At 72.0% G+C, this 18,002-nt stretch carries 14 protein-coding genes and 1 pseudogene; 1 reads left to right on the top strand and 14 read right to left on the bottom strand.

Annotated features, from left to right (window positions below):
- From MRBLMG1_RS34685 to folC, 13 genes and pseudogenes are all read right to left on the bottom strand, one after another.
- Positions 1 to 544, bottom strand: a pseudogene (locus MRBLMG1_RS34685) (ribonuclease E/G); the annotation flags it as partial.
- Between the two features lie 233 nt (positions 545 to 777).
- On the bottom strand, positions 778 to 1,569 hold the full coding sequence (locus MRBLMG1_RS34680; RefSeq protein ID WP_367828131.1) for a TIGR03936 family radical SAM-associated protein: 792 nt from the start codon (positions 1,567 to 1,569) through the stop codon (positions 778 to 780).
- Positions 1,570 to 1,691: 122 nt separating this feature from the next.
- Positions 1,692 to 3,173: a hypothetical protein gene (locus MRBLMG1_RS34675; RefSeq protein ID WP_367828123.1), complete on the bottom strand. Its 1,482-nt coding sequence runs from the start codon at positions 3,171 to 3,173 to the stop codon at positions 1,692 to 1,694.
- A gap of 75 nt (positions 3,174 to 3,248) precedes the next feature.
- The gene (locus tag MRBLMG1_RS34670) at positions 3,249 to 5,177 is read right to left on the bottom strand and encodes a TIGR03960 family B12-binding radical SAM protein (protein WP_367828122.1); all 1,929 of its coding nucleotides are present in this window, start codon (positions 5,175 to 5,177) and stop codon (positions 3,249 to 3,251) included.
- 52 nt (positions 5,178 to 5,229) lie between these two features.
- Complete coding sequence (locus MRBLMG1_RS34665) at positions 5,230 to 6,786, bottom strand: CHAD domain-containing protein (protein WP_367828121.1); 1,557 nt, start codon at positions 6,784 to 6,786, stop codon at positions 5,230 to 5,232.
- A 19-nt stretch (positions 6,787 to 6,805) separates the two neighbouring features.
- Positions 6,806 to 8,005, bottom strand: coding sequence for a rod shape-determining protein RodA (gene rodA, locus MRBLMG1_RS34660; RefSeq protein WP_367828120.1), 1,200 nt, complete (start codon positions 8,003 to 8,005; stop codon positions 6,806 to 6,808).
- A 9-nt stretch (positions 8,006 to 8,014) separates the two neighbouring features.
- A complete protein-coding gene (gene mrdA, locus MRBLMG1_RS34655) occupies positions 8,015 to 10,234 on the bottom strand; it encodes a penicillin-binding protein 2 (RefSeq protein ID WP_367828119.1) in 2,220 nt (739 codons plus the stop codon).
- Between the two features lie 19 nt (positions 10,235 to 10,253).
- Complete coding sequence (gene mreD / locus MRBLMG1_RS34650) at positions 10,254 to 10,922, bottom strand: rod shape-determining protein MreD (protein ID WP_367828118.1); 669 nt, start codon at positions 10,920 to 10,922, stop codon at positions 10,254 to 10,256.
- Positions 10,919 to 11,917 carry a rod shape-determining protein MreC gene (gene mreC, locus MRBLMG1_RS34645; protein ID WP_367828117.1) on the bottom strand — a complete coding sequence of 333 codons (999 nt, stop codon included), beginning with the start codon at positions 11,915 to 11,917 and terminating at the stop codon, positions 10,919 to 10,921. The genes mreD and mreC overlap by 4 nt, the downstream gene beginning before the upstream one ends.
- A 94-nt stretch (positions 11,918 to 12,011) precedes the next feature.
- Positions 12,012 to 13,031, bottom strand: a complete 1,020-nt coding sequence (locus tag MRBLMG1_RS34640; protein WP_030317599.1) for a rod shape-determining protein — start codon at positions 13,029 to 13,031, stop codon at positions 12,012 to 12,014.
- Between the two features lie 291 nt (positions 13,032 to 13,322).
- The gene (ndk, locus tag MRBLMG1_RS34635) at positions 13,323 to 13,736 is read right to left on the bottom strand and encodes a nucleoside-diphosphate kinase (protein WP_367828116.1); all 414 of its coding nucleotides are present in this window, start codon (positions 13,734 to 13,736) and stop codon (positions 13,323 to 13,325) included.
- Between the two features lie 66 nt (positions 13,737 to 13,802).
- A complete protein-coding gene (locus MRBLMG1_RS34630) occupies positions 13,803 to 14,168 on the bottom strand; it encodes a DUF4233 domain-containing protein (RefSeq protein WP_367828115.1) in 366 nt (121 codons plus the stop codon).
- 5 nt (positions 14,169 to 14,173) lie between these two features.
- Positions 14,174 to 15,673 (bottom strand): bifunctional tetrahydrofolate synthase/dihydrofolate synthase, encoded by a 1,500-nt coding sequence (gene folC, locus MRBLMG1_RS34625; protein WP_367828114.1) that lies wholly within the window; start codon positions 15,671 to 15,673, stop codon positions 14,174 to 14,176.
- 100 nt (positions 15,674 to 15,773) lie between these two features.
- Here folC and MRBLMG1_RS34620 point away from each other — a divergent pair, with 100 nt between their 5' ends.
- Complete coding sequence (locus MRBLMG1_RS34620; protein ID WP_367828113.1) at positions 15,774 to 16,796, top strand: rod shape-determining protein; 1,023 nt, start codon at positions 15,774 to 15,776, stop codon at positions 16,794 to 16,796.
- Between the two features lie 21 nt (positions 16,797 to 16,817).
- On the opposite strand, the gene MRBLMG1_RS34615 is transcribed toward MRBLMG1_RS34620, so the two are convergent.
- The gene (locus tag MRBLMG1_RS34615; RefSeq protein ID WP_367828112.1) at positions 16,818 to 17,957 is read right to left on the bottom strand and encodes a sensor histidine kinase; all 1,140 of its coding nucleotides are present in this window, start codon (positions 17,955 to 17,957) and stop codon (positions 16,818 to 16,820) included.
- Between the last annotated feature and the right edge of the window lie 45 nt (positions 17,958 to 18,002).

Here is an 18,002-nt window from a genome sequence, read left to right as displayed (position 1 = left end):
CGACCGCGGCGGCGGCCGGGGCGGTGGCCTTGCGGGTCGCACGGCGGCGGGTACGGGCCGGCGGGGCGGCCTCCTCCGCGGGCTCCTCGACGGGCTCCTCGGCGACGGCCGGGGCGGCCTCGGTCAGCTCCGCGGGCTCCTCGGCGGCGGCCGTGGAGGTCACGGGCGAGGTGGCCTTGCGGGTGGCACGGCGACGCGCGGGACGCGCCGGAGCGGCCTCGGCGGCCTCCTCGGCGACGGCCGGCTCAGCGGCTTCGGCGACCGGGGCGACGGCCTCGGCCACGGGGGTCTCCACGGCCGCGGTCTCGACGACCGGGGCGGTGGCCTTACGGGTCGCACGGCGGCGGGTACGGGCCGGCGGGGCGGCCTCGGCCTCGACCGGGGCGGCCTCCACGGCCGGGGCCTCGGGGGCCGCCGTGGTCTCGGCGGAATCGGCGGTCGCGCCCGTCACCGGCGGACCGGCGGGGCGGGAAGCGGCGCGGCGCCTGCGGCGCGGCGGCAGCTTGTCACCGGGGGCGTTGGTGTCTTCGTTGGACTCGAGCATGCGGGGTTCTCCCGTCACGCTCCCGGGCGCCGCGCCTGGTTCCGGTCCGGCGGCACGGTCGCGCCTGTGGCGCGGTGCCGCCGTCCGGGGCGCGGGCGCCGCACGGGAGCTCTATGTCTGGCTCGCCGGTTCCGTACGCCCTGTGCGGACGGCCTGGCGAAAGTCTCCTGGTCAGTGCGCGGCCCGACCCAGGTGGCTCCCGAGTGCCAGGGCTGCGCTACAACGACCGCTCCCTACGCGGTACCCGCACCCGGCGCCGTCGCAGAGGCGGTCGCGGCGGCCGTGGTAGAAGCGGCCGTGACTGCCTCGCGGTCGGGCGCGAGCGGGTCGGTCACCGTGCCGGACTCCTCGTCGAAGAGCCCCTGCGCCAGCCTGGTCACCGCAGCGGGGACCGGCGGCGCCAGGTCGGCCACAGCTCGGAGACCGGACAGGACGTCGTCGGGTCGCACGGCAGGTGTCACGTGCCGAACAACCAGCCGCAGTATCGCACAGGCGCTGTCCAGCGGCCTATCACCCTGGGGATCGCCCTGGGGACGTGCTGCCGTCAGCTCGGTGACCGCGGAGCGGGCGTCGAAGGTACGGACGCCGTTCTTGGTCTTGCGCTGTACTTCCACCGTCTCGGCCGCGAGAAACGCCTCGACGGCCTTCGTCGCCTCCTCGACCGTGACGCCTTCGAGCCGGAGCTCCCACACGGAGGCGGTGAGCCGGTCGGCGAGTCCGGAGGTCCGGGCCTCGACGGCGTCGGTGATGTCGAGTCCGGCCGGCAGGGACTCGTCGAGCAGGGCCCGCAGCGACTCGGGGTCGCGCGCCTGCGTCAGCGCGATCTCCAGGTACTCGGCCTCGGAGCCGGTACCCGTCGGCGCGGCGTTGGCGTACGACACCTTGGGGTGCGGGGTGAAGCCGGCCGAGTACGCCATGGGCACCTCGGCGCGGCGCAGCGCACGCTCGAAGGCGCGCTGGAAGTCACGGTGACTGGTGAACCGGAGGCGGCCGCGCTTGGTGTAGCGCAGTCGGATGCGCTGCACCGCCGGTGCGGGCGGCGGGCCTTCGGGCTGTCGCTTGCCCAGTGGTTCTTCTCCTCGGTGCGGGGCGGCGCGGGTGGCGCCGTCCACGAGATGTACGGGTTGCCCTGGGGGTCCCGCCCGGTTCACCCCCGCTTTCGCAGGGAGATCTCGGGGGCGGGCGCCGCGCCGGGGACGTTCGTTGTACTACCCAGAGTACGCGCCCGGGCCACCTCCGGTTCCCCGGGTTCGGTCATCCGTGCTCCGCCGACCAGGGCGCGCCGGGCGTCCCGGCGGGCCTCCCGCACGGTCGCGCGTGCCGACGCGAGCGCGTCACGGACGGTCGCGCGTGCCGAAGCGAGCGCGTCGCGAACGGTCGCGCGTGCCGAAGCGAGCGCGTCGCGGACAGTCGCGCGGCCCGACGCGACGGCCGCCCGCACGCCGGCGCGCGCCGAGGCCAGTGCCTCCCGCGCCGCCCGCCCGACGGTGACGGCGAGTCTGCGGGCCGGGACCCCCACGCGGTCCCGCACCCAGCGCCCCACCGGCCGGGCGATCCGCGTCCACGCCCAGGCGGCGGGCCGCCCGACGAGGTTCCACGCCACCCACTTCACCGCCCGCCCCACGGCCCGCGACACGAACCCGGCGACGCGCCAGCACATCCCGAGCGCGTCCCGCACCTCCCGGGCGACGGGCACCAGGACCCGCGTCCAGAGCCACCGGGCGGGGACCACGACGCCGTACCGGCACACGGGCACGACCACGTACCGCCACAGCCCCGCCCACGGCCACACGAACAGCGCCCTCCCCAGCCACGACGCCGTCACCGCCAGCGCGTGCCCGACCCGCGGGAGGAACCACCCGAGGCCCCGCCCGAGCTGCCGGAACGCCCGGCCGATCCCTCGTCCCAGCGGGCTCAGCACGTACCGGTCGAGCCACACGGCGGGCACGACCACGCCGTACCGGAACAGGGGCACGAGGAGGTACCGGAACAGCGCGGCGAGGGGGACGAGGACGAGCTTCTCCAGGAGGAACAGCAGCGCGGTGCCCAGCCGCGTGAGGACCGCCCGGTACAGCCAGGCGGCGGGCACCGCGATCCCGTACCGGCCCACGGGCACGACCACGTACCGCCACAACCCCACCCACGGCCACACGAACACGGCCTTCCCCAGCCAGACGCCCGCCGTGGACAGGCCCCGCCACAGCCAGCCGGCCCCGCCGGCGATACCGCGCCCCACTCCGGTGAGCGACCAGGCGAGTCCGCGCCCCAGCCCCGTGAGCGACCAGGCGAGGCCTCGGCCCACGCCCGTGGCCACCCACGCGATGCCGTGTCCCAGGGGTGTCAGGACCGTGCGGTACAGCCGGCGCGAGGGGCGGGCCACCATGTGGTGGAGGAGGCGGCCGATGCCGTGGCCGATGGCGGCGAAGACCAGGTGGAGACCGCGGTACAGGCCCGTGAGCAGCCAGGTCAGGGCCCGGCCCGTGGGGCGGAGGAGGGCGCGGTGGAGGAAGTGCGCCGCGGCCGTGAGGGCGTCCCAGGCCATGCGGACGGGGAGGACGATCAGCAGCACGACGATCCGGACGGGGATGCGGATCAGTGCCGGCGGAGGCGGCGGGTTCTCCAGGGTCATGCCGGAGATGACGCGACGGCCCGGCGGAGGGTTTCCCCTCGCGCCGGGCCGTCGCCGGAGCGTTACCCGATCGGACTACTTGACGACCGACAGCGGCAGCAGCTTCTTGCCGGTGGGGCCGATCTGGATGTGGGTGTCCATCTGCGGGCAGACGCCGCAGTCGAAGCACGGAGTCCAGCGGCAGTCCTCGACCTCGGTCTCGTCGAGCGAGTCCTGCCAGTCCTCCCAGAGCCAGTCCTTGTCGAGACCGGAGTCCAGGTGGTCCCACGGGAGGACCTCTTCGTAGGTCCGCTCGCGGGTGGTGTACCAGGCGACGTCGACGCCGAAGCCGGGCAGCGTCTTCTCGGCGCAGGCCATCCAGCGGTCGTACGAGAAGTGCTCGCGCCAGCCGTCGAAGCGGCCGCCGTCCTCGTAGACCGCGCGGATGACGGCGCCGATGCGGCGGTCGCCGCGGGAGAGGAGGCCCTCGACGATGCCGGGCTTGCCGTCGTGGTAGCGGAAGCCGATGGAGCGGCCGTACTTCTTGTCGCCGCGGATCTTGTCGCGGAGCTTCCGCAGGCGCTCGTCGGTCTCCTCGGCGGAGAGCTGCGGCGCCCACTGGAAGGGGGTGTGCGGCTTGGGGACGAAACCGCCGATGGAGACGGTGCAGCGGATGTCGTTCTGGCCGGAGACCTTGCGGCCCTCGGCGATCACGTTCATCGCCATGTCGGCGATCTGGAGGACGTCCTCGTCGGTCTCCGTCGGCAGGCCGCACATGAAGTACAGCTTCACCTGGCGCCAGCCGTTGCCGTACGCGGTGGAGACGGTCCGGATCAGGTCCTCCTCCGAGACCATCTTGTTGATGACCTTGCGCATGCGCTCGGAGCCGCCCTCGGGGGCGAAGGTGAGACCGGAGCGGCGGCCGTTCCTGGTCAGCTCGTTGGCGAGGTCGACGTTGAAGGCGTCCACGCGGGTCGAGGGGAGGGAGAGACCGACCTTGTCGTCCGTGTAGCGGTCGGCCAGGCCCTTCGCGATCTCGCCGATCTCGCTGTGGTCCGCGGAGGAGAGCGAGAGGAGGCCGACCTCCTCGAAGCCGGTCGCCTTGAGACCCTTCTCGACCATCTCGCCGATGCCGGTGATGCTTCGCTCCCGCACGGGGCGCGTGATCATGCCGGCCTGGCAGAAGCGGCAGCCGCGGGTGCAGCCGCGGAAGATCTCGACGGACATGCGCTCGTGGACGGTCTCCGCGAGCGGCACGAGGGGCTGCTTCGGGTACGGCCACTCGTCGAGGTCCATGACGGTGTGCTTGGAGACGCGCCACGGCACACCGGACTTGTTCGGCACGACGCGGCCGATGCGGCCGTCCGGCAGGTACTCGACGTCGTAGAAGCCCGGGATGTAGACCGAGCCGGTCTTCGCGAGGCGGAAGAGGACCTCCTCGCGCCCGCCCGGTCGGCCTTCCGCCTTCCACGCGCGGATGATCTCGGTCATGTCGAGGACGGCCTGCTCGCCGTCGCCGATGATCGCCGCGTCGATGAAGTCCGCGATCGGCTCGGGGTTGAAGGCGGCGTGGCCGCCGGCGAGCACGATCGGGTGGTCGACGGTCCGGTCCTTCGCCTCCAGCGGGATGCCGGCCAGGTCCAGGGCGGTGAGCATGTTCGTGTAGCCGAGCTCGGTGGAGAAGCTCAGGCCGAACACGTCGAAGGCGCTCACCGGGCGGTGCGAGTCGACCGTGAACTGCGGTACGCCGTGCTCCCGCATCAGCTCTTCGAGGTCCGGCCACACGCTGTAGGTGCGCTCGGCGAGGACGCCCTCGCGCTCGTTCAGCACCTCGTACAGGATCATGACGCCCTGGTTGGGCAGGCCGACCTCGTACGCGTCCGGGTACATCAGCGCCCAGCGGACGTCGGCGGACTCCCAGGGCTTGACCGTGGAGTTCAGCTCTCCACCGACGTACTGAATCGGCTTCTGCACGTGCGGGAGCAGAGCTTCGAGCTGCGGGAAGACAGACTCGGCAGCAGACATCTCGAACCTTCGTGAGCTGGCAGGGGGGCGACTCTCAAGCGTACCCCGGTGCTCAGCGGGTCAGTGCCGACCGGATTCCCGGGGCCGAGGCCCGGTCCCACGCCGCGGGGAGCTCGCGCTCGACGGCGGCGGCCGCCGCTTCCTCGTGCCCGTGGAGAAGGCCCCAGGTGAAGGCGGATTCGCCGACTCCGTGGGCCTGGATTCCGAGTTCGCGCAGGGCTGTGCGGGCGACGACGGAGTCGTGGTGTTCGCCGAGGAGGGACTGGACGGCCTTGACGCGTTTCGCGAGCCGTTTGGCGGGCTTGCCGAGGGTGGGGCGGGCCGCGTCGGCGGCGTAGCGGGCGCGTTTGGCGGCCTTGCGGGCGTCGTGGAGGGCGAGGTCGCGCTCGTGGCCGGGGTCGAGGGAGAGGGCGTGCTCGATCCGGCCGCCGAGGCGGGCGTGGTCCGCGCGGACGGCGCGGGCGAGGACCTTGCGGGCGTCGCGGCGGGCGGCCTTGCGCAGCGGCGGGGCGGCGAGGAGCGCGTCGAGGGTGTCGAGGAGGGCGAGGTGGCGGGCGGAGTCGAGGGCGGCGAGGGCCTGGTGCCGGGCGCTCCTGGCGCGGGCGGCGTCCCGGCGGCGCAGGCGGGCCCTGACCGGGCCGAGGACCAGCGTGGGGGGCAGCTCCGCGACGTGGGCGCGCAGGCGGGCGTCGAGGACCTCGTGGTCGCGGGCGACGCCGAGTTCTCCGGCGAGCCACTTCAGTTCGTCGCCGACGGGGTCGGTGACGTTCCGGTCGAGGACGCGGCGGTACGTCTTGAGTGCGCTGCGCAGCCGTCGGCAGGCGACCCTCAGCTGGTGGACGGCGTCGGGGAGGTCGCGCCGTACGGCGGGGTCGAGGGCGACGATCGCGTGGATCTGTTCCCGTGCGTAGGCGAGGACGGCGGCCGCGGCGGTGCCGGGTTCCGCGGGGGCGGCCGGCGGCCGCGGGCGCCCGCCGCCGCCCGTCTCGGCGAGGGCCCTGGCGAGTTTGGACGCGGAGGCGGACGGGTGGATGCCGGCCTTCCCGAGGCGCTTCCCGATGGCGTCGAGGAGCGCCGGGTCGGGGCCGCCGGGGCCTTCGTGGTGGTCGGGGCCGTCCGGGCCGTCGGCGAGTTCCACCTCGATCTCGGTCCAGGTGGCCTCGGGGCCTTCCGGCAGCCGGGTGGCGTGCACGGTGTCGACGGAGAGCTCGGCGAGGAGGGTGCCGTCGGCGGCGAGGAGGTGGCGGACGTCCCGGGACGAGCGGAGGCGTACGACGGGGACGACCGCGCCGGTCCGGACCCGGGAGCGCAGGAGCCCCGCCAGCTCATCCGGGAGGGTGTCGCTGAGCGGGGCCCTGATCTCGTCGCGGATGCCGGCGGCGACGGGGAACTTGACGTGCCAGCCGGCGTCGCTCCCTCCGGTGCGGCGGCGGAGGGTGACCGAGTCGGCGGCGAGGCGCAGGTCGGGCGTGTCGTAGTAGACGGCGTCCAGTTCCATGACGCCCCGGTCCACGGCCTGGGAGACCTCGGGCACCTTGGTGAGGTCCGGTACCGGTGTCTCCCCGGTGGCTTCGTACTTCCGCTCGATCTCGCGCTTCGTCTCGGCCATACCTCGAATCTAGTCGCCGTCAGGCCGTCATCGGGCGTTGGACGCGGATCGACTGGAGCAGTCCGATCGCCACCCAGACGGCGAACATCGACGAGCCGCCGTACGAGACGAACGGCAGCGGCAGGCCGGCGACCGGCATGATGCCGAGGGTCATGCCGATGTTCTCGAAGGACTGGAAGGCGAACCAGGCGATGATGCCGGCCACGACGATGGTGCCGTAGAGCTCGGTGGTCTCGCGGGCGATCCGGCAGGAGCGCCAGAGGATGACGCCGAGGAGGACGAGGATCAGTCCGGCGCCGACGAAGCCTAGCTCCTCCCCCGCGACCGTGAAGACGAAGTCGGTCTGCTGTTCGGGGACGAACTGGCCGGTGGTCTGGGACCCCTTGAAGAGGCCGGAGCCGAGGAGGCCGCCGGAGCCGATGGCGATGCGGGCCTGGTTGGTGTTGTAGCCGACGCCGGAGGGGTCGAGGTCGGGGTTGGCGAAGGCGGCGAAGCGGTTGATCTGGTACTCGTCGAGCATGCCGAGCGTGGTGACGAGGACCGCGCCGAGGACGCCCGTGCCGATCAGGCCGAGGACCCACCGGTTGGAGGCGCCGGAGGCGAGGAGCACGCCGAGCACGATGACGGCCATGACCATGACCGAGCCGAGGTCGGGCATCAGCATGACGATGCCCATGGGGAGGGCCGCGAGGGTGAGGGCCTTGGCGACGGTGCGGTGGTCGGGGTGGAGCTGGTCGCCCGCGTCGACCTTGGCGGCGAGCAGCATCGCCATGACCAGGATGATCGTGATCTTCACGAACTCGCTGGGCTGGAGGGAGAAGCCGCCGCCGACGACGATCCACGCGTGGGCGCCGTTGATGGTGGCGCCGAGCGGGGTGAGGACGGCGAGGATCAGCACGATCGACAGCGTGTAGAGGATCGGCACCGCGCCGCGCAGGGTGCGGTGGCCGAGCCAGATCGTGCCGATCATCAGGGCGAGGCCGATGCCGGTGTTGAGCAGGTGCCGGAAGAGGAAGTAGTACGGGTCGCCGTTGTTGAGCTCGGTGCGGCCGCGGGTGGCGGACCAGACGAGCAGGGATCCGATGGCGGAGAGGGCGAGCGCCGAGAGCAGGATCGGCCAGTCGAGCCGGCGGAGCACCGAGTCGCGGGCCGCCAGTTTGGCGAGGGTCCCGCGCTCGGGCGCGTACCGGGAGACGGAGAAGCCGTGGGGTGCGGTCATGGGTCGTCCTCAGTCCCGGTGTCGGCCGGCGGGCGGGCCCGCGAGTGCCTGGTCGTCGTCGTCCGGCTTCTTCGTGCCGTCCGGCGCGGTCGGGGGTGCGTTCGGGTCGACCTTCTGGGCCTCGGGGTCGTACGGCTTGATCTTCGGGGCGTCGATGGAGCCGTCGGCCTCGATCTTCGGCAGGGTCTTCTGCGGCTGCGGCAGCAGGGCCCGCTTGAGGTCCTGGTTGCCGGCGTCGTCGAGTCCGTAGAGCGCGTCGTAGATGTTGCGCACGGCGGGGCCCGAGGCGCCGGAGCCGGTACCACCCTGGGCGATCGTCATGATGATCGCGTAGTCCTTGGTGTACGTGGCGAACCAGGAGGTCGTCTGCTTGCCGTAGACCTCGGCGGTACCGGTCTTGGCGTGCATCGCGATCTTGTCCTGGGGCCAGCCGCCGAATCGCCAGGCGGCCGTACCGCGGGTGGCGACTCCCGCGAGGGCTTCCTCTATCAACGCCTGGGTCTTGGCGTCCATCGGCAGCTTGCCGTGGGACTTGGGCTTGATCTCGGTGACCTTCTTGCCGTCGGGGCTGATGACGGCCTTGCCGACGGTGGGGTTCCAGAGCGTGCCGCCGTTGGCGATGGCGGCGTAGATGGTGGCCATCTGGATGGGGGTGACGAGGGTGTCGCCCTGGCCGATCGAGTAGTTGACGGAGTCACCGGCGCGCATGAGGTTGCCTTCGAGGCAGTTCTCGTACGAGAGCTGCTGCACGTAGGTGCCGCCGCGCTTGCCGACCTTGCACCAGTAGTCCTTGTTGGCCGTCCAGAAGTTCTGCTTCCACTTCCGGTCGGGGACGCGGCCGGTGACCTCGTTGGGGAGGTCGATGCCGGTCTCGGCGCCGAGGCCGAACTGGTGGGCCGTCTTGTAGAACCAGTCCTTGGCGTCCTTCTTCGGCTTCATGCCGCCGTCGTTCAGCCACTGCTGGTGGGAGAGGGCGTAGTAGACGGTGTCGCAGGAGACCTCGAGCGCCTGGCCGAGGGTGATGGAGCCGTGGCCCTGGGACTCGAAGTTCTTGAAGACCTGGCCGCCGATGGAGTACGAGGAGGGGCACGGGTAGCGCCCGTTGAACTCGTATCCGGCGTTGACGGCGGCGGTCGTCGGGATGACCTTGAAGATCGAGCCGGGGGCGGCCTGGCCCTGGATGGCCCGGTTGAGGAGCGGGAAGTTCGAGTCCTTGCCGGTGAGGGCGGCGTAGTCCTTGGCGGAGATGCCGCCGACCCAGGCGTTGGGGTCGTAGTCGGGCTGCGAGGCCATGGCGACGATCCGGCCGGTCTTCGTCTCCATGACGACGACGGCGCCCGCGTCGGCCTTGTAGTTCTCGCTGGTGTTCCGGTCGAACGTCTTGCGGGCCTCCAGCATCGCGTTGTGCAGCTCCCATTCGGCGACCGCCTGCACGCGGGCGTCGATGGAGGTCACGACGTTGGAGCCGGGGACCGCGGGGTCGCTCTTGGCCTGGCCGATGACGCGGCCGAGGTTGTCGACCTCGTAGCGGGTGACGCCGGCCTTGCCGCGCAGTTCCTTGTCGTAGGTGCGCTCCAGGCCGGAGCGGCCGACCTGGTCGGAGCGGAGGAACGGCGAGTCGGTGTCCTTGGCCTTCTCGATCTCGGCGTCGGTGACGGGCGAGAGGTAGCCGAGGACCTGGGAGGTGCGGGCCTTGCCGGGGGCCGGGTAGCGGCGCACGGCGGTGGGTTCGGCGGTGATGCCGGGGAAGTCCTCGGCGCGCTCCCGGATCTGGAGGGCCTGCTGGGTGGTGGCCTCGTCGGTGACCGGGATCGGCTGGTAGGGCGAACCGTTCCAGCAGGGCTTGGGCGTCTTGGAGTCGCAGAGCCGGATCTTGTTGATGACGTCGTCGGGCTTCACGTCGAGGACCTCGGCGAGCCGGGTCAGGACGGTCTTGCCCCGGTCCTTCATCTTCATCAGCTCGGTGCGGGACGCGGAGACCACGAGCCGGGTCTCGTTGTCGGCGAGCGGCACGCCGCGGGCGTCGAGGAGCGAGCCGCGGACGGCGGGCTGGACGACCTGCTGGACGTGGTTGTTCTTCGCCTCGTCGGTGTACTCCTTGCCGTTGCGGATCTGGAGGTACCAGAGGCGGCCCCCCAGGGTGAGCAGCAGCGAGAAGACCAGGATCTGGATGACGACGAGCCGGATCTGGACCCGCGGGGTCCGCCCTGTCTCGGGGATGTTGCTCATACTGCCGGTGCCCCCTCGGTCACAGTCGCTTGACTCCCTTGATGCGTCCGGCCCGTGAGGCGCGGCTCCGGGCGGCCTTCACGCGCAGGCCGCCGCGCTGGTTGCCGATCCGCAGGCCGGTGCCCGAGGAGAGCCAGCCGGACGCGACGTCGGCGCCGTTGCCCCCGCCGGCGTCGGCGAGCGGATCGTTCTCGGCCCGTCTGGCCAGGGCCATGATGAGCGGCACCGTGAACGGCGCGAGGAGCAGGTCGTACACGGCCGCGGAGAACAGCAGGAACCCGAGGCCGACATGGCGGGCGGCGGTGTCGCCGACGAGGGCGCCGACGCCGGCGTAGAGCAGGGTGGAGCCGACGGCCGCGGCGACGACGACGGCCATGGGGCCGGTCGCGGAGGTCAGTCGGCCGTTGTCCGGGCGGGCGAGGCCGACCAGGTAGCCGATGACGCAGAGCACGAGGGCGTAGCGGCCGGCGGCGTGGTCGGCGGGCGGGGCCAGGTCGGAGAGCAGTCCCGCGGTGAAGCCGATGAGGGAGCCGCTGACGGGTCCGTAGACGAGGGCGAGGCCGACGACGGTGAGGAGGACGAGGTCGGGGACGGCGCCGGGGAGTTGGAGGCGGGCGAGGACGGAGACCTGGACGACCAGGGCGACCACGATCAGGGTGGCGGAGAGGAGGATGCGGTTGAACTTCACGGTGTCGCGTCCCCCTGGTCCTGCGGTGCCTGCTGGTTCTGGTTCGGCTGCTGCCCCTGTGGTGTGCCGTCGGCGGCCCGCTGTCCGTCCGGTGGCGGCGGGGTCACCGTGACGGTGACGGTCGGCGCGGGCTTCGGCTTCTGCGGCAGGACCATGTCGCGGGGGTCGGAGCGGGGGGCCTGGACGACGACGCCGACGATGTCGAGCTTGGTGAAGCCGACGTACGGGCGGACGTAGATGTTGCGGGTCAGGCCGCCGCCCGCGGGGTCGACGCGGACGACCTCGCCGACCGGGACGCCGGGCACGAAGGGCTTGTCGGCGCTCGATCCGAAGGTGACGAGCCGGTCGCCGGGCTTCACCTTGGCCTTGCCGTTGAGGAGCTGGACGAGCAGCGGCCGGTCGCCCTGGCCGGTGGCGAAGCCGAGTTCGTCGGACTTCTCCATGCGCGTGCCGACGGTGAAGTCGGGGTCGTTGGCGAGGAGGACCGTGGCGGTCGACGGGCCGACGGTGGTGACCCGGCCGACGAGCCCGGAGCCGTTGAGGACGGTCATGTCCCGCGTGATGCCGTCGCGGGCGCCCACGTCGATGGTGACGGTCCATGAGAAGCCCTGGGCCGCTCCTATGGCGATGACCTGGGCGCCCTTGATGCCGTACTGCCCGGCGCCGGCGGTCTTGAGCATGGTGTCGAGCTCGCGGAGCCGGTTGCGGTTGCGGTCGTCGCTGCCGAGCTCGGCCTTGAGCTCGGCGTTCTCCTTCTCCAGAGCGGCGATCCGGGTGTGCCGCTCGCCGGAGTCCCGGACCGCGCCTATGGCGTTGCCGATGGGATCGACGGCGGCCGCCACACCGTTCTCGACCGGCCCGAAGACCGCCGCTGCGGCCTGTCGGGCACCGTCGACGGGTGACTCCTGGCCGCCGCGGATGTCCACCGTGATCAGTGCGAACGCGATGGCGATCAGCAGCACCAGGAGCAGCCGGCTCTCTCGTGTGTCCCTCACGTGCGGCGGCCGTGCCTTTCCTCGGGGTTCGGTTGTTCGGCTGTGCGGGTGAAACTCGGTGCGGGCGTTCCCTCGTGGGGCCGTACGGGTGGTGCTAGCGGCGCGGCTGGGCGTCCAGGACCTGCTGGAGGGCCTCGAATTCCTCCACGCACTTGCCGGAGCCGAGCGCCACCGAGTCCAGCGGGTCCTCGGCGATGTGGATCGGCATGCCGGTCTCGCGGCGGAGCCGCTCGTCGAGGCCGCGCAGCAGGGCGCCGCCACCCGTGAGAACGATGCCGCGGTCCATGACGTCACCGGAGAGCTCCGGCGGGCACTTGTCGAGGGTGGTCTTCACGGCGTCGACGATCGCGTTGACCGGCTCCTCGATGGCCTTGCGGACCTCGGCGGCCGAGATGACCACGGTCTTCGGGAGACCGGAGACGAGGTCGCGGCCGCGGATCTCGGTGTGCTCGTCCTTGTCGAGGTCGTACGCGGAACCGATGGTGATCTTGATCTGCTCGGCGGTGCGCTCACCGAGGAGGAGCGAGTACTCCTTCTTGATGTGCTGGATGATCGCGTTGTCCAGCTCGTCGCCGGCGACCCGGATCGACTGTGCCGTGACGATTCCGCCGAGGGAGATGACGGCGACCTCGGTGGTGCCGCCGCCGATGTCCACGACCATGTTGCCGGTGGCCTCGTGGACGGGGAGGCCCGAGCCGATGGCCGCCGCCATGGGCTCCTCGATGATGTGCACCTGGCGGGCGCCGGCCTGCGTCGAGGCCTCGATCACGGCGCGGCGCTCCACCCCGGTGATGCCGGAGGGAACGCAGACGACGACGCGGGGGCGGGCCAGGTAGCGGCGCTTGTGGATCTTGAGGATGAAGTAGCGGAGCATCCGCTCCGTGATCTCGAAGTCGGCGATCACGCCGTCCTTCAGGGGCCGGACGGCGACGATGTTGCCGGGCGTCCGGCCGATCATCTTCTTCGCTTCCGCGCCGACCGCCAGGATGCCGCCGGTGTTGGTGTTGATCGCCACGACGGACGGCTCGTTGAGGACGATGCCACGCCCCCTGACGTACACCAGCGTGTTGGCAGTCCCGAGGTCGATAGCCATGTCACGGCCGATGAACGACATTGAGTTCCCCTTGTTTCCCATGAGGATGCTTCGGGCCTTCCCCAGCGACCGTTGACGGCTTCTCAGGTAGGCGAAACGGTGGCTGAAGTGGGTGGCGGAAGGTGGTGCGGCGTGGAGTTTTCCATCGTAGTGCCGCCCGCCGGGATACCGCGCGGCGGTCCACCTCTGTACAGGTGACGGTAGGACGCGGCGATCCGTTCCCGGGATCGGCGTTCATATGCCTGGGGGCGACCGAATTCCTTCGGTCGCCCCACAGGGTGATGCGTTCGGCTGACTCGGAGTCAGCACACGTCAGGCAAGACCCGGGAAGAAGATCTTCAGCTCGCGGAGCGCCGACTCCTCGGAGTCCGAGGCGTGGATCAGGTTCTCGCGGACGATCGTGCCGAAGTCGCCGCGGATGGAACCGGGCGCGGCGGCGATCGGGTCGGTCGGGCCGGCCAGCTGGCGGACGCCCTCGATGACCCGCTCGCCCTCGACGACGAGCGCGACGACCGGACCGGAGGACATGAAGCCCATCAGCGGCTCGTAGAACGGCTTGCCCTTGTGCTCGCCGTAGTGCTGCTCAAGGGTCGCCTGGTCCAGCTCGCGCAGCTCCAGGGCCGCCAGGGTCCAGCCGGCCTTGCGCTCGATACGGCCGATGATCTCGCCGATCAGGCCACGGCGGACGGCGTCGGGCTTGAGCAGGACGAGCGTGCGCTGGCTCACGGGGTGACTCCTTCGGGAAAGCGGTGTGCGGGACCTCCGAGGCTACAGGTCCCGCACGTGCTTCGATTACGCAGCGTCAGGCCCTGCCGAGGCCCCCGCGGCCTGCGCCTCGGCCCAGCGCGCCTTGATGTCGTCGATCCGTCGCCCGTAGTGAACGGAAGCCCACCAGAGGCCGGCGAAGACCGCGCCCAGGAAGAACATCGTGGGGACGACGAAGCCGCTGAGGATCAGACCGATCTGCAGGGCCCAGCCGAGCTGCACGCCGCCGGGACGGGTGACCATCCCGCACAGCAGCACCGAGAAGACCATCGCGACACCGCAGACCCACCAGACGGTGGACATCGCGAGACCGTCGTCCTTCATCGCGACGAGCCCGGCGAAGCCGATGACGAAGAACTCGCCGATGAGCGTCGAGGAACAGAGCGTACGCATCGGATTCAGCCCCTCCGCAGCAGCAGCCGGGCATCGCCGACCGTGAAGATCGAACCGGTCACGAGGACGCCCGCGCCGCCGTACTCGGCCTCTTCCTCCGCAAGGGTGATGGCGGCCTCGATGGCGTCGTCGAGCCGCGGCTCGACGACGACCCGGTCCTCGCCGAAGACCTCGACCGCGGTCGCGGCCAGCGCGTCCACGTCGGTGGCCCGCGGCGTGGAGTTCGCCGTGATCACGACCTCCGCGAAGATCGGCTCGAAGGCCTCGAGGAGCCCCTTGGCGTCCTTGTCGCCGCTCGTGGAGACCACGCCGATGAGCCGGGAGAAGCCGAAGGCCTCGCTGATGCCCTCCGCCGTGGCCCGCGCGCCGTGCGGGTTGTGCGCGGCGTCCAGGATGACCGTCGGGGAGGAGCGGACGATCTCCAGGCGGCCGGGCGAGGCGACCTGGGCGAAGGCCCGGCGGACCGTGTCCACGTCCAGGGTCCTGGCGTGCTCGGCGCCGATGCCGAAGAAGGCCTCGACCGCCGCGAGCGCCACCGCCGCGTTGTGCGCCTGGTAGGCGCCGTGCAGCGGCAGGAAGATGTTGTCGTACTCGCCGCCCAGGCCGCGCAGGGTGAGGAGCTGGCCGCCGACCGCGACCTCGCGGGAGACGATGCCGAACTCCATGCCCTCGCGGGCGACGGTGGCGTCCGCCTCGACGGCCTTCTTCAGCAGGACCTGGGCCGCGTCCACCGGCTGCTGGGCCAGGATGACGGTCGCGTCCTGCTTGATGATCCCGGACTTCTCGCCGGCGATCTCGCCGGTCGTCCCGCCGAGCCGGTCGGTGTGGTCCAGGTCGATCGGGGTGACGACGGCGACGGAGCCGTCGATGACGTTCGTCGCGTCCCAGGTGCCGCCCATGCCGACCTCGACGACGGCCACGTCGACCGGGGCGTCCGCGAAGGCCGCGTACGCCATTGCGGTGAGGACCTCGAAGAAGGAGAGGCGGTACTCCTCGCGGGCGTCGACCAGCTCCACGTACGGCTTGACGTCCTGGTACGTCTCGATGAACCGCTCGGCGGAGATCGGGGCGCCGTCCAGGCTGATCCGCTCGGTGATGGTCTGCACGTGCGGCGAGGTGTACCGCCCGGTGCGCAGCTCGAAGGCGCCGAGCAGGGCCTCGATCATGCGGGCCGTCGACGTCTTGCCGTTGGTGCCGGTGATGTGGATCGAGGGGTAGGCGCGCTGCGGCTCGCCGAGGACGTCCATCAGGGCCGCGATCCGCTTGACCGACGGCTCCAGCTTGGTCTCGCCCCAGCGGGTGGACAGCTCGGTCTCGACCTCGCGGAGCGCCTTGTCGAGCTCCGGGTCCTCGGGACGGCCGGGCACGGGGTCACCCTGCGGCGCGCCGCCCTGCGTGCGCAGGGTACGGCTGCCGGCCTCGATCACCGCCAGGTCGGGGTCGCGGTCTGTCTCGTTGTCGACGATGTCGTCGAACTGGTCATTCGGGTCGCTCGGCTCGCTCACGGGGCCAGTCTACGGAGGCGGACCGACAGGACCATGGACCCACCCCTTTCGGGACTTTCGGTCCACCGCCCGCCGGATCCGCCCGGCAAACTTGGCGATCATGGACATAGGGATCGACCTCGGCACGGCCAACACGCTCCTCTACGCGCGCGGCCAGGGCATCGTGCTCAACGAGCCGTCCGTGGTGGCGGTGCAGGAGGGCTCCCGGCACGCGCTCGCGGTCGGGACGGAGGCGAAGGAGACCATCGGCCGCACACCGGGGTCGATCACCGCCATCCGGCCGCTGCGTGACGGTGTGATCAGCGACTACGAGGCCGCCGAGGAGATGATCCGGCACTTCGTGCGCAAGGCCGTGCCGGGCCGCAGGCGCCCGAGGACGCGGATGGTGGTGTGCGTGCCCAGCGGGGTGACGCAGGTCGAGCGCCGGGCGATCGTGCACGCCTCGCTGTCGGCCGGCGCCCGCGCGGTGCACCTGATCGAGGAGCCGATGGCGGCGGCGATCGGCGCCGGGCTGCCCGTCTCCGACCCGCGCGGCTCGATGGTGGTCGACATCGGCGGCGGCACGACCGAGGTGGCCGTGATCTCGCTGGGAGGGATCGTCACCGCCCAGTCGCTGCGGGTCGGCGGCGACCGCCTCGACACGGCGATCACCGACTACGTGCGCAAGAAGCACTCGCTGCTCATCGGCGAGCGGACCGCGGAGGACGTCAAGGTCGCGATCGGCACGGCATGGCCGGTGCCCGGCGGCGACGAGCTGGAGCGCCGGACGTTCACCGTGCGCGGCCGGGAGAAGGTGAGCGGGCTGCCCCGCACGGTGGAGTTGACGGTGCCCGAGGTGCGGACGGCGCTGGACGAGCCCGTCGAGGCGATCATCGCGGCCGTACGGGTGACCCTGGAGGAGTGCCCGCCGGAGCTCTCCGGCGACGTGATGGAGCACGGCATCGTCCTCACCGGCGGCGGGGCGCTGCTGCCGGGCCTCGACCTGCGGATGGCCTCCGCCACGGGCATCCCGGTCTTCGTCGCGGACCGGCCGCTGGACTGCGTGGCCCTGGGCTCGGGGCGGTGCGTGGAGGACTTCGACGGCCTCCAGCGGGTGATGGGGAAGGCGGAGACGGTCCGCTAGGGGTGTGTCACCAGGAGACCCCTAGCGGGCGAGGCCCGTCGGGAGCAGGGCCGTGACCCGGTAGGCGGCGCCGTCGCGGCGGGCCTTGAGGGTGCCGCCCATGCTGGTGACGCGTTCCTCCATGGAGAGGAGGCCGGTGCCGGTGGAGACGGGGGACGGGTCGGGCGGGGTGGTGGGCATCGGGTTGCGGACCTCGATCCGCAGGTCGGGTCCGTCCACCGTGATCGCGACCGTCACGGGCAGGCCGGGCGCGTGCTTGGCGGCGTTCGTCAGGCACTCCCGGACGACCCGGTGGACGGCCGCCTGCCGGAGCGGCGACAGCGCCTTGGCCTCCTCGGCGACCGTCAGGTCGACGGCGCCGCCCATCCGTTCGCTCTCCGCGGCGAGCGCGGCGAGCCCTTCGAGGCCGGGGGTGGCGGCGTCCCGGTCGGCGCGGCGCACGATCGTCTCGTTCAGCATGAGGTGGGCGCGGCGGGCGGTGTCCGCGAGCTCCTCGAAGTCCTTCTGGTGGACCTCGCCCCTGGCCCGTACGGCGAGGACCTCGGCCCGCACCGCGAGGACGGTGAGTTCGCGGCCGACGAGGTCGTGGACGTCCCGGCCGACGGAGATCCGCTCCTCCTGGACGGCCTGCCGGGCGACGGCCTCGCGGCGCTGGACCTCCAGGGCGCGGACGAGGTCCTGGCGGTAGGCGGCGATGCCGACGCCGGCCGCGAGGACGCCGATGGGGACGACCAGGCTGAGGAAGTCGCTGAGGGTCTCGCCGTGCTCGGCGGGCCAGCCGGGCGTCAGGAAGAGTCCGTACGCCACGGCGACGTACAGCAGGGTCGCCGCGATGGCGGCGCGGCGCCCCCGGAACCGGCCGATCGAGTACAGCGCGAACTGGATCATGGTGAGCTCGTGCAGCCACCCCGTCAGGCCGAGCGCGACGACGTACGGAAGCCACGGCAGCCGCCGTCTGAGCACCAGCGTGGCCGCGCCGGCCGCGAGGACCAGGGTGGCGGTGACGCCGGTGAGGGAGTTGTCGGCGCGGGCGAGCCCCGGCACGTCCAGGACCATCAGGCCGAAGGCGCTGAGCGCGGCGACGACGTCGAGGGCGCGGGGCGAGACCGCCCACCGGTCCACGCAACGGCGGAGCGCGGGGACGGCGGGGAGGCGGAGCATGCCCTCCATCATCCAGGGTCTTTCGTCCCGGTGCCGTGGACCCGA

The sequence above is a fragment of the Streptomyces sp. LMG1-1-1.1 genome, assembly GCF_040815545.1.
Classification (GTDB): domain Bacteria; phylum Actinomycetota; class Actinomycetes; order Streptomycetales; family Streptomycetaceae; genus Streptomyces.
This window is presented reverse-complemented; position numbering and strand designations above follow the sequence as displayed.